The 12,189-nt window shown below is 71.7% G+C and carries 7 protein-coding genes and 1 pseudogene; 6 read left to right on the top strand and 2 right to left on the bottom strand.

The genetic code is table 11. From position 1 onward, the window contains the following. Positions 1–34: 34 nt before the first annotated feature. The 3 genes from priA (at position 35) to def (ending at position 8,451) form a co-directional block, all read left to right on the top strand. Positions 35–2,377 (top strand): replication restart helicase PriA, encoded by a 2,343-nt coding sequence (gene priA, locus G4D87_RS22765; RefSeq protein WP_371928578.1) that lies wholly within the window; start codon positions 35–37, stop codon positions 2,375–2,377. 15 nt (positions 2,378–2,392) lie between these two features. Further along, positions 2,393–7,828: a response regulator receiver protein gene (locus G4D87_RS22770; protein ID WP_163784316.1), complete on the top strand. Its 5,436-nt coding sequence runs from the start codon at positions 2,393–2,395 to the stop codon at positions 7,826–7,828. 89 nt (positions 7,829–7,917) lie between these two features. Further along, positions 7,918–8,451, top strand: a complete 534-nt coding sequence (gene def / locus G4D87_RS22775; protein ID WP_163784317.1) for a peptide deformylase — start codon at positions 7,918–7,920, stop codon at positions 8,449–8,451. On the opposite strand, the gene nth is transcribed toward def, so the two are convergent. Continuing rightward, positions 8,405–9,121 carry an endonuclease III gene (gene nth, locus G4D87_RS22780; protein WP_205507689.1) on the bottom strand — a complete coding sequence of 239 codons (717 nt, stop codon included), beginning with the start codon at positions 9,119–9,121 and terminating at the stop codon, positions 8,405–8,407. The genes def and nth overlap by 47 nt on opposite strands. 68 nt (positions 9,122–9,189) lie before the next feature. On the opposite strand from nth, the gene ltaE reads away from it, so the two are divergent. Together ltaE and G4D87_RS22790 are read left to right on the top strand one after the other, a co-directional pair. Next, positions 9,190–10,215, top strand: a complete 1,026-nt coding sequence (gene ltaE, locus G4D87_RS22785) for a low-specificity L-threonine aldolase (RefSeq protein WP_163784319.1) — start codon at positions 9,190–9,192, stop codon at positions 10,213–10,215. 101 nt (positions 10,216–10,316) lie between these two features. Continuing rightward, on the top strand, positions 10,317–11,324 hold the full coding sequence (locus G4D87_RS22790; protein ID WP_163784320.1) for a M23 family metallopeptidase: 1,008 nt from the start codon (positions 10,317–10,319) through the stop codon (positions 11,322–11,324). Positions 11,325–11,345: 21 nt separating this feature from the next. Here G4D87_RS22790 and G4D87_RS22795 read toward each other — a convergent pair whose 3' ends face one another. Further along, positions 11,346–11,615, bottom strand: a complete 270-nt coding sequence (locus G4D87_RS22795) for an HU family DNA-binding protein (protein ID WP_002635502.1) — start codon at positions 11,613–11,615, stop codon at positions 11,346–11,348. A gap of 325 nt (positions 11,616–11,940) precedes the next feature. Here G4D87_RS22795 and G4D87_RS22800 point away from each other — a divergent pair. After that, positions 11,941–12,189, top strand: a pseudogene (locus G4D87_RS22800) (hypothetical protein); the annotation flags it as partial.

Genomic DNA, 12,189 nt, shown 5'->3' on the forward strand with positions numbered 1-12,189 from the left:
GGATGGGGCCGGGGCGGTGGTTGAAGGGAGTGACATGGAACAGCGACCCTTGTGGAGCGGGGCGGTGCGCACCTCCGGTGTGAAAAGCCGCCGGGAACTGTCCGGGCCCGTCGCCGCCGCTACAGTGCGCGCCGAAGTGAGCACTCCCGTCCTGGCCTCCATCGCCGTTGGCCGCCCCGTCCGGGGCGAGTTCACCTACTCCCTCCCGGATGAGCTGGCGGGCCGCCTGGAGCCGGGGCAGCGCGTGCTGGTGCCCTTCGGCCGGGGCACGGCGCTGGGCTTCTACCTGGGGCCCGCGTCTCCGCCGGCGGACGAGAAGGTGCGGCTCAAGGCCGTCCAGCGCGTGCTGGAGGACTCGCCGTCGCTGCCCAAGGACCTCATCGCGCTCTTGCGCTTCGCGGCCGTGCACTACCGCTATCCGCTGGGTGAGGTGATTCGCGGCGCGCTGCCACCCGGCCTGTCGAAGGCCGTGGATGAGAAGGAAGCCAGGCCGGACGTGCAGCACTTCGCGGTGGCGCTCGTCAACGAGGTGCCGCCGGAGCTGTCGCGCGCGCCCGCCCAGTCCGCCGCGCTCGCGTACCTGCTGGCCGTGGGAGGCCGCGCGCCGCTGGAGGAGGTCGCCCACGCGATTCCGGGCGCGCGGGAGACGCTGAAGAAGCTGGCCACGCGCGGCTTCGCCCGTCTGGAGGAGAAGACGGTGGAGGCCAGCGTGAAGGAGGGCCTGATTCAGGGCCGCCCGGACCACCTCACGCCGGAGCAGGACGCGGCGGGCGTGGTGCTGCGCGCGGCCCTGGACGCGGCCGCCTTCCAGCCCTTCCTCCTGCACGGCGTCACCGGCAGCGGGAAGACGGAGGTGTACCTGCGCGCGGCGGAGCACGCGCTGTCGCTGGGCAAGGGCAGCCTCATCCTGGTGCCGGAGATCGCGCTGACGCCGCAGCTGGTGGGCCGCTTCCGCAGCCGCTTCGGCGCGGAGGTGGCGGTGCTGCACTCGGCGCTGAAGGACCGGGAGCGGCTCTTCCACTGGCAGGCGCTGCGCCGGGGCGACGTGAAGATTGCCGTGGGCGTGCGCTCGGCGGTGTTCGCGCCGGTGGACAACCTGGGGCTCATCGTCGTGGACGAGGAGCACGACCCGTCCTTCAAGCAGGAAGAGAAGCTGCGCTACCAGGCGCGCGACCTGGCCGTCGTGCGCGGCAAGCAGGCCGGCGCGGTGGTGGTGCTGGGCTCGGCCACGCCCGCGCTGGAGACGCTGGAGAACGTGAAGCGCGGGCGCTACCAGCTCCTGGAGCTGAAGCGCCGCGTGGATGACCGGCCCATGCCCACCATCGAGCTGGTGGACCTGCGCGTGGAGCGTCCGCGCGAGGGCGTGGTGACGGAGGAGGCGCCCATCCTCAGCCCGCCGCTGCTGGAGGCGATGGCGGAGACGATTGGCCGCGGCCAGCAGGTCATCCTCTTCCTCAACCGCCGGGGCCACAGCACCGTCCTCCTGTGCGAGGTGTGCGGCCTGTCACTCAAGTGCAGCGAGTGTGACGTGTGCCTCACGCACCACCGTTCGCAGAACCGGGTGGTGTGCCACTACTGCGGCCTGGCCATGCCGGTGCCGGAGCAGTGCCTGGAGTGCACCGGCCCCCTGCTCAAGCTGGGCATCGGCACCGAGCGCGTGGAGGCGGAGGTCCTGGAGCGCATCCCCACCGCGCGCGTCGCCCGGTTGGACCGGGACTCGGCCAGCAGCGCCGAGCGGCTGACGGAAATGCTGGCCTCGTTCGCGCGCCGGGAACTGGACGTCCTGGTGGGCACGCAGATGGTGGCCAAGGGGCACGACTTCCCGGGCGTGACGCTGGTGTGTGTCGTCATGGCGGACACGTCGCTGTCCATCCCGGACTTCCGGGCCGCCGAGCGCACCTTCCACCTGCTCACCCAGGTGTCCGGCCGCGCGGGCCGGGGCAAGGACCCGGGGCGCGTGCTGGTGCAGACCTACAACCCGGACGCGGAGCCGGTGCGGCGCGTGCTGGCCCACGACTTCGACGGCTTCGCCAACCAAGAACTGGAGTGGCGCAAGGCGCTGGCCTACCCTCCCTATTCGCGCATGGCCGCCGTCCGTCTGGAGGGGGAGCACCCCGAGCAGACGGCCAGCGTGGCGCGCTCCCTGGGGAACATCGTCTCCCGGCACATGCCCCCCGCGTCCGCCGGGGTCCGCATGCTGGGGCCGGCCCTGGCGCCCATCTCCCGCATCCGGGGCAAGACGCGCTGGCAGCTCCTCTTGAAGGGGCCAACGCATACGGCGCTCGCCCCGCTGCTCGCCAGGGTGGAAGCGGCCCTGGTGGATGTTCCTTCCGCGGTGAAGGTCGTGATCGACGTGGATCCGGGGGCCATGCTGTAGACTCGGTGCCCCCCCATGGGCGCACCGGTTCTTCTCGTCCACGACGACATCGCCAATATCGCCGCCGTGCGGCGCCTGCTCACGCGTGAAGGGTACGAGGTCATCCTCGCCACCTCCGCCGCGGATGCCCTCATTGCGTACGGGCACCACCTGCCCGTGCTGCTCGTGCTCGCGCCCGGCGTGGAGAGTGGCCGGGGCCACCTCGTGCTGGAGGAGTTGCTCCAGCACCCGGATGGCAAGTCCGCCCGGGTGCTGCTCCTGGGCGAAGCCATCCCCGGCTTCAGCGCGCCCGTGGCCCAACTGCCCCTGGAAGGGGCGGCCTTCGTCGCGCTGGTGGATTCGCTGGTCAAGGCTCCCGCGGATGCGGACGCCTGGCACGTGGTGGAGAACCGGGAGCTGCCTCCGTCTGGTGGAGGTGACTCGGCGACCACGGGCGCGGAGGCGGAGTCCTGGCATGCGACGCCGCCGCCCTCGGTGGCGGGGGACCCCGCGCTGGAGAACGCGCTCTTCGGGGACCTGGCGCCGCTTCACCAGACGGACTGGGAGCTGGCGGCCATGACGGACGCGGAGCGCTCTGCCCACGAGGCGGCGCGGCACCGCGAGCGTCAGAGCACGCGCGACCTGGACACCGCCATGGAGCGGGCGCACCTGGAAGTGGAGGCCCAGGCGATGGCCTCCATCGACTCGGCGCTTGCTCCGGATGCCGCGGATGGGTGGGGCGAGCCCTCACAGGGGCAGGACTGGGGCTCGGCGGTGGACGGTGAGCCGGCCGCCGAGGTGCCCGGAGACGACGCGCACGAGGCGTCCGCGGGGCTCGAGGGTGAAGCGGCCTCGCCGGCCGAGGATGCGCCGCCGGTGGGGCAGTTGGCCTGGACGGAGGAGGCCGTCTCTCAATCCTCGCTGCGCACGGCGGCCCTGGCGCCTCGGTTGGGCGATGAGGGGTTCTTCGACGTCGACACGCCGGAGGCCCCGGCGGGAGATGCGCTCTCCGCGGCGGAGGCGGAGCTGTCCGCCATGCGTGAGGAGGCCTCCTTCGCGTCCTTGGCCACGGATGGCTCGTCCTGGACGGAGCTGCCCCCGGACCCCGAACTGGAGCACGCCGCGCGCGCGGACTCGGAGTTGGATGGGGCGGGCGATGCGCCTGGTGAGGCCCCGCCGGCCGAGTCCGAGCCCGAGCAGGCGGCGGACGCCGAGCCGGAATCGCCGTCGTCGGAGACAGACGACGCGTGGGGCACGGAGGCGGCGCTCGGTGCGTCCGCGGAGACGCCGGAGCCGGAACAGTCCGCGGAGGGCCCGGATGCGGCGGCGGTCTCCGCGTCCAACTGGGAGTTGCTGGAGGCGGAGCTGCAATCCGCGTCGGCCCCGTCCGACGATGACACGGAGTCGCGGTCGTCGAGCGTAGGGGATGACTGGTTCGACTCGGATGCGGAGGCGTCGAGTCCCGCGCCCGAGGCGCCACCCGTCGTCGAGACGCCTGCCCCGGGGGCTGGTGGCTTCGCGGTCCCCGCGCTGATGGCGCAGTGGCAGGCCCAGCAGGAGGAATCGGAGCGCCAGCTCGAGGAAGCCCACGCGCGTGTGAGCTCCGTCACGGAGGCGCTGGAGCGGGAAGCCGCGCTGCGCCGCGAGCTCGAGCAGCAGGTTCAGGGGCTCCAGGAGCGGCTCGCGGCGGAAGAAGAGGAGCACTCGCGAGAGTCCTTGCTGCGGGCGGAAGCCGAAGCGGAGCTGGAAGGGCTCCGTCAGCGGGAGTCGCATTCGTCCGTGGACGCCGCCGCCAGGGCCGCCCTGGCGCGTGACGCGCAGGAGACGGGCGACCTCTCGGCGCTGCGCGAGGAACTGGAAGCGCAAGTCCGGCTCCGTGAGGAAGCGGAGTCGCTCGCCGCCGAGGTCGAGGCTCAGGTGCGCCGGTTCGAGGAGGCCTGCGCGGAGGCGGAGCTTCGGGCCGTCGACGCGGAGGCCCGCGCGGAGGCCGAGACGCAGGCCCGTGAGGCGGCGGAGCTCCGCGCCGAGTCGAGCACCCAGGCGTTGCAGGCGCTCGAAGCGCGCCTGGAGTCGGAGGCCGCGGGGCGCGTCGTTTCAGAGGCCCGCGCCGAGTCGGAGTCCAAGGCCCGTCAGGCCGCGGAGAGCCGGGTCGAGTCCGCTGAGGACCTGACCTCGGTGTCGGAAGCGCGCATCGACGCGGAGTCCCGTGCCCGCGAGGCCGCGGAGGCCCGCGCCGATGTGGAGGCACAGGCCCGGCTCGAAGCGGACACGCGTGCGCAGAGCCTGTCGCGAGCCATCGAGGAAGTAGAGACGCGTGCGGAGCTGGCGGCGCGTGCGCAGGCGGAGGCGGAGGCGCGCGCGGAGCTGGCGGCGCGCGCATTGGCGGAGGCGGAGGCGCGCGCGGAACTGACGGCGCGCGCGTTGGCTGAGGCTGAGGCGGCGCTGGCCGAAGCCTCGGCGCGAGCGGAGCTTGAAACCACGGCGCGCGCCGAAGCCGACGGCCGGGTGGAATCGGTCGCGACGGCGCTGGCCGAAGCGGAGGCCCGGGCGGAGATTGAGTCCGCGGCTCGCGTGGATGCTGAGGCGCGTCTGGAGTCCATCGCCACGGCGCGTGCCGAGGCCGAGGCCCGAGCCGAGATTGAAGCAACGGCGCGTGCCGAGGCAGATGCCCGAGCCGAGATTGAGGCAACGGCGCGAGTCGATGCCGAGGCGCGTGCTGAAGCCGAGGCGTTGGCGCGCCAGGCGGCGGAAGCCCGAGCCGACGCCGAGGCCCGAGCACGTGAGGACGCGGAATCCCGCGCCATCTCCGAGTCTGATGCACGCACCGGGCAGGAAGCGGAGGCCCGTGCGAACGCAGAGGCCCGCGCGAAGAAGGCGGAATCCCGGGCACAGAAGGAAGCGGAGCTGCGTGCAAACGCAGAGGCCCAGGCTGATAGCGAGGCTGCGGCCCGGACCGAGGCCGAAGCCCGTGCGGAGCAAGAAGCCGCTGCACGACTTGAGGCCGAAGCCCGTGCTGAGCGCGCGACAGCGGCGCTGAAAGACGTCGAGGCCCGAGCTGAGATTGCGGCAGCCGCGCTGAAAGACGCCGAGGCCCGAGCTGAGCGTTCAGCAACCGCGCTGAAAGACGCCGAGGCTCAAGCTGAGCGTTCGGCAGCCGCGCTGAAAGATGCCGAGGCTCAAGCAGAGCGTTCGGCAGCCGCGCTGAAAGACGCCGAGGCCCAAGCCGAGAGCGAAGCAGCTGCCCGGCAAGTCGCGGAGGCCCGAGCCGAGGCAGAGACCGCCGCACGGCAAGCCGCGGAGGCCCGGGCTGAAAGCGAGGCCCTCGCGCGACGTGAAGCCGAAGCTCGCGCGGAAATCGAGGCCGAGGCGCGAGCCGCAGCCGATGCACGAGCAGAAGCCGAGGTGGCCGCACGGTCCGAAATCGAGGCCCGCGCCGAGCGCGAGGCGAAGTTGCGTGCGGCAATCGAGATCCGCGCGGAGAGCGAGGCGTCCTCTCGAACCGATTCGGACACGCGTGCTTCCCGTGAGGCCGAGGCGCGAGCCGCCGCTGAGGCACGTGCCGAGCACGAGGCCACGTTGCGCGCCGAAGCCGAGGTGCTAGCGAAGGCGGAGACCCAGGCCCGCGCGGAGGCGGAAGCCCAGGCCCGCGCGGAGGCAGAGCGCCGCGCGGAAGCTGAAGCCCTTGCCGAACGTGAAGCAAAGGCCCGCGCGGAAGCCGAAGCCCTTGCCGAACGTGAAGCGAAGGCCCGCGCCGAAGCAGAAGCCCGCGCCGAGCAGGAGGCCCAGCAGCGCGCCGAAGCAGAAGCCCAGGCCAGGCGAGAAGGAGCGTCCCTCGCCGCCGAGAAGGCACGGGCCCAAACGGAAGAAGCACTCCGCGTCTCCCAGGCGGAAGCCGAGTCCCACGCACGGCGCGAAGCGGAAGCCCGCGCCGAAGCCGCGCTGAAGTCCGCCGAGGAGGCGGAGTCCCGCGCCGAAGCCGAGGCGAAGCGCCGTGCCGAGGCCGAAGCCCGCGTCCAGCAATCCGCCCAGGCCGAAGCCGAAGCGACCGCCCGCGCGAAGGCCGAGGGCCGCCATCGCACGGCCCTCGAAGTCCGCCTGGACGCAGAGGCGAAGCAGCGCACGACGCTGGAGTCCCGGCTCGAAGAAGAGTCCCGAGCCCGCAACGAGTCCGAGTCCCGGCTCCTCGCGGAGAACGCCAGAATCTCCGAGGAGCTCGCCGAGCTCCGCCTGGAGCACCAGCAGTCCCGAGAGAACCTGGCGAAAGAGCGCGAAGCACGCGAGTCCCTGGAGCAGGCCCTGGAGACCCTGCGCACCGAGTCCGCCGAACAGCGAGCCCGCGCCGAGCGCGAGCGCCTGGAACTGGAGGAGCGCGCCCTCCGGGACGCGGAGGAAGCCGCCGCCCAGGCTCGAGCCTCCATGCTGCCCCTGGAAGCGCCTCCCGGCAGGCCCGAGCTGGCCGTGGCCCGCAGTGGCAGTGTCACCCAGGATGGCCTGACGAAGCTGGTGCTCCGGCTCTGCGAGGCCCGCATGGAGATGCGGCTGGAGCTGAAGGTGATGAACGCCCTGCGCGTCCTCTGGCTGAGGGACGGGTCGCTCGTGGGCGCCGTCTCCTCCGCGCCAGGGGAGTCGTTGGTCGACCGGGCCCGCGCGGACGGGCTCATCGACGCGCGGCAGGAAGGGGAGCTGCGGCTGGTGCGCAGCGCCACCACGGCCGCGCTGCTGGACGCGCTGCGGGGCCGAGGCTACCTGCGGGAATCCGAAGCCGTGCCCCTGGTCCAGCGCTACACCGAGCAGGTCTTCCTGGACGCGCTGGCGGAGCCCTCGACGCTCTACCGCCTGGTGCCAGAGCCGGCGCCGCACGAGGTGGCGCTCGCCGCCGCCACACGTCCGCCGCTGCACCTGCTGGCCGAGGCCCTGCGCAACACCCTCACCTCCGAATCCCTGCTGGAGGCCGCGGGGAGCCTGCGCGCGCGCGTCACCCGCGGCGATATCCACCTGGTCCCGGGTGACTTCGGCCTGCCTTCGCGGGACCTCCAGCTCCTGTCCCAGGTGGACGGAGCGCACACGCTGGAGGCGCTGCTCCTGGGGGCGGGGCTGCCGCAGGACACGGCCCTGAAGTCGCTCGCGGTGGCGCGGACACTGGGGCTCGTCTCGCTGGAGCCCGCCACGGCCGCGGACGCGGGCGACCTGCCGCCGGAGCTGGACGTCCGGCGGCTGGAATCCAAGTTCGAGGAGATCCAGGACGCGGACTACTTCACGGTGTTGGGGCTGGCCCGCTCGGCGGGGGGCGAGGAGGTCAAGCGCGCCTACGAGCTGCTGGCCGCCGAGTTCAACCCCCTGCGCTTCGCGGGGCACCCCGACCCGGCGCTCCAGCACCGCGCGCAGCAGATTCGCACCGTGCTCGCCGAGGCCGCCCAGGCCCTGGGTGACGACCGGCTGCGCGCGGAGTACGCCCGGAGCCTGCTCGACTGACGCCCGTTGGACGGACGGCCTCCCGGGAGTGCAGGGCGGCTCACCCGGAGCGGTTGCCCGTCCGCTCCGGGGAGATTAAGACGGCGTCCATGGTCCGCGAGATCCTCATCTGGCCCGACCCTGTCCTGAAGCAGAAGGCCAAGCCGGTGGCGAAGGTGGATGACTCCACCCGCGCGCTGGTGAAGGACATGTTCGAAACGATGTACTCCGCTGAAGGCGTGGGCCTGGCCGCCCCGCAAATCGGCGTGCTCCAGCGCGTCATCGTGCTGGACACCACGCACAGCCAGCCGGAGCTGAAGCCCCTGGCGATGATCAATCCGGAGATCATCGCCATGGAAGGCGACACGACCTACAACGAGGGCTGTCTGTCCATCCCCGGCGAGGCCGCGGATGTGGACCGGGCCGCCGTGGTCACCGTGAAGTTCCTGGACCCGGACGGTCAGGAGCAGACGCTGCGCTGTGACGGGCTGCTGTCCATCGCGGTGCAGCACGAGACGGACCACCTCGACGGCACCGTCTTCGTGGACCACATCTCGTCGCTGAAGCGCGAGTTCATCCGCAAGCGGATGAAGCGCCTCAAGACTTCGCGCGAGCGCGAGGTGAGCGCGCCGGCGTCTCCGTAGCGCCGGCGTCCTTCTGGACCTTCACGCCCTTCTTCGGGCACAGGTCCGCGACGACGCAGCGCTCACACGCGGGCGAGCGGGCAAAGCAGGTCCGCCGCCCGTGCCACACCAGGAGCTGGTGGCCCAGGGTCCACCGCTCCGACGGCAGCACGGCCTGCATGTCGGCTTCCACCTTGTCCGGGTCCGCCTTCGTGGTGAACCCGAGCCGGAAGGCGAGCCGCTTCACGTGTGTGTCCACGGGGAAGGCCGCGTCGCCTCCCAGGTGGATGCACACCACACCCGCCGTCTTGCGGCCCACGCCTGGCAGCTTCTCCAGCGCGTCCCGCTGCAAGGGAATCTGCCCGGCGTGCTCCCGCACCAGCGCCCGGGCGGCCGCGACGATGTTCTTCGCCTTGGCGCGGTACAGGCCGCAGGTGCGGATGAAGGGCTCCACGTCCGACGGTTCTGCTTCCGCGTAGGCCTGGGCGTCGGAGAAGCGCTGGAAGAGGGCCGGCGTCACCAGGTTGACGCGCTTGTCCGTGCACTGCGCGGAGAGGATGACGGCCACCAGCAACTCCAGGGGCGTCCGGTAGTCCAGCTCGATGCGGGCATCCGGCATGTCCGCGGCCAGGCGGTCCATCACCCGCAGCGCGCGCTTTCGCTTCTCGGTGACGGTCTCACGTCCAGGCACGGCGCCGTTGTATGTCACACCGGCTGCGAGCCCAAGCACCGGTTGGACGCACCCATTCGGGGAGATTCATGAAGCGCATCGACTTCCGTTCCGACACTGTCACCCAGCCCACGGCCGCCATGCGGCGCGCCATCGCCGAAGCCGAAGTGGGGGATGACGTCTATGGCGAAGACCCCACCGTGCTCCGCCTGGAGGCACTGGTGGCCGAGCGGCTCGGCCTGGAGGCCGCGGTCTTCGTGCCCTCGGGGACGCAGGCCAACCAGCTGGCCATCGGCGCGCATTGCCGGCCGGGAGACGAGGTGCTCACCGAGGCCGGCAGCCACATCCTCCACTACGAAGGGGGCGCGGTGCCTGCCTTGTGGGGCGTGCAGCCGCAGCCGCTGCCAGGACAGCGTGGCCTGCTGTCGCCGGAGGACGTGAGCGCGGCCGTGCGCGAGGACAACATCCACAACCCGCGCACGCGCCTGCTGTCGCTGGAAAATACGCACAACCGGGGTGGTGGCTCGGTATGGCCGGTGGAGCGCTTCCGGGCCGTCGTGGAAGCGGCGCGCAAGGCGGGGCTGGCCGTCCACCTGGACGGGGCCAGGCTCTTCAACGCCGGTGTCGCCCTGGGCGTGCCGGTGTCCGCCTGGGCCGCGCTGACGGACACGACGTCCGTGTGCTTCTCGAAGGGCCTGGGCGCTCCGGTGGGCTCGGCCCTGGCGGGGCGCGCGGACGTCATTCGCGAGGCGCGCCGGCTGCGCAAGCGGCTGGGCGGTGGCATGCGGCAGGCGGGCATCCTGGCGGCGGCGGCGCTGCATGCACTGGAGCACCATGTGGAGCGGCTGGCGGACGACCATGCGAACGCCCGCCGGCTGGCCGCGGGGCTGGCGGAACTGCCCGGGGTGAAGGTCGACGCTTCATGGGTGGAGACCAACATGGTCTTCGCGGAGTTCTCCCGGCCCGCCCTGGAGATGGTGGCGCAACTGGAGCAGCACGGGGTCCTGACGAACCCCGCGGGCGCTCCGCGGACGCTGCGCCTCGTCACCCACCTGGATGTGTCCGCTGCCGACATCGACGAAGCCCTGCAGCGCATCCGCCGCGCCGTGGGCTGAGCACGGCCTTGGGGTGAAACGCGCGCCCGTGGACACCCCTGGGCGCGCACGCGGGGTGGGGAAGGAGCGCTCCAGTCGGGGCATGGTAGGCTCGCACCGCCGTGCGCCGCCTCAGCCTCCTCGCCTTCGTTGGTGTTTGTGCCTGCGCTACCCGTGGCGCGGAGCCGAAGATGAGTTTCGAGGAGCTCTACGCCACCTCGACTTCACGGCCGCGCGCGCCGGATGCGGCGCCAGCGCTCCTCCGTGCGCGCCCGCCCGCGCCCGAGACTGCACCGGAGCTGCATGCCGTGCTCGCCGCCTTCGCGTCGCGAGCGCAGAGCCTGCGTCAGCAGGTGGCGAGAGGCGGGACGATGCCCGCCGCCCAGGTGGAGAACTGGGAGCAGGTGACCTTCGCGTTGGACGGCTTCCTGTCGCGTCGAGCGGCGCCGCGCGTCGGCTCAGGTGATTTGCTGCAGGCCCAGAGCGTCCTGGAGGCCGAGCTGGAGCGGGACGGCTTCACCTACGGCGACATGCCGGCACCCCTGGCCGAGGCGGTGGTGTTGCGCGTGGGCCGACTGGCGCTGCGCACCGCCGAGCTGCGCCGCCTGGAGCAGCCGCCCGAGCCAGCCGAAGATGCGCTTCCGCGCTTCACCTGGCCGGTGGAGCCGGTCTCCGTCACCAGCCTCTTCGGCTACCGCTGGCACCCCGTGACGGGCGTGCACCGGCGCCACCTGGGCGTCGACCTGGCGGCGACGCAGGGCCAGCCCATCTACGCGGCGGACAAGGGCGTGGTGCTGCGTGCGAGCCACAATGGCGACCACGGCCTCCAGGTGGTGGTCCAACACGAGGGCAGCTGGGTGACGCGCTACAGCCACCTGTCCCGCGTGCTGGTGGCCCCTGGCGAGGTGCTGGAGCGAGGCAACGCCGTGGGACTGGCGGGGGAGACGGGGCTGGCCACCGGCGTCCACCTCCACTTCGAGCTGTGGCGCGACGGCCAGCCCATGGACCCGCTGGAGGCGCTGGGGGACGCGGAGCCACCTCCGGAGCCCATGCCGTCCGTGGCCCGGGGGCCCGGCGGGCGCTACCCCGCAATGCAACAGGGGCGCCCCCTTTCGGGTGAGCGCCCCTGAGCGAAGTCCCTGGGCGGTGTCCTAGAGGGAGTTCTTCAGCTCCTTGGCGGGCCGGAAACCGATGGTCTTCGACGCCTTGAGCTTCATCATCTCGTTGGTCTGGGGGTTGCGAATCTTGCGAGCCTTGCGCGACCGAACCGACCAGGTTCCAAAGCCGGGGTAGCTGAAGCGGGCGTCCTTCTTCACCGCCTTACCGATGTTGGTGAAGACGATGTCGAGGATCTGCGCCGCCGACTTCTTGGTGAGACGTGTCTGCGCCGCCACCACCTCGACGAGCTCTGCCTTGGTCATTACGCCCCTCCGTCCGTTGTCTGGCCTTGAAGTGCTTTAACCCGGCTGGTGGTAACAAATCGCTCTTTTCCCTGTCAATGCCGACCGCGGTTTGGAGCCGGAAAATCGGCCTCCAGACGAAAAGTTGGCCCTCTGAAACACCGGGCATAGGAAGAGTGTGGCGCGTCGCTTTCCGATACATCATCGCCACCCATTCGCGGTGAATTGGAAAAAGCCGTGTGTGATCGTGTTTTCAAGAAAGTCTTTGGAATATTGATCGCTTGCGAAGGGGGTCTGATCGCGTTCGCGTGAACTCCGGCGGGAAGGCGCTAGGATGCTCGCTTGCGTGCGTTTTCGAACCTTCCTGTCCTTGATCCTGCTGCTCGTCAGCGCCTGCCGGAGCCCGGCGCCTCGCGGGACGCCACCGCCTGCGTCGTCCCCGGCCCCCGGCACCCTCTGGGTGGATGCGGCTGGAGCGGAGCCTGGCGACGGCTCGCGTGAGCGCCCGCTGCGCAGGTTTGGCGAGGCACTGGCGCGGCCCGGGGTCCTGACCGTGCGGGTAGCCCCCGGACGCTACATGGGGCCTTTCCTGATC

It is taken from the genome of Myxococcus vastator (assembly GCF_010894475.1).
Classification (GTDB): Bacteria; Myxococcota; Myxococcia; order Myxococcales; family Myxococcaceae; genus Myxococcus; species Myxococcus vastator.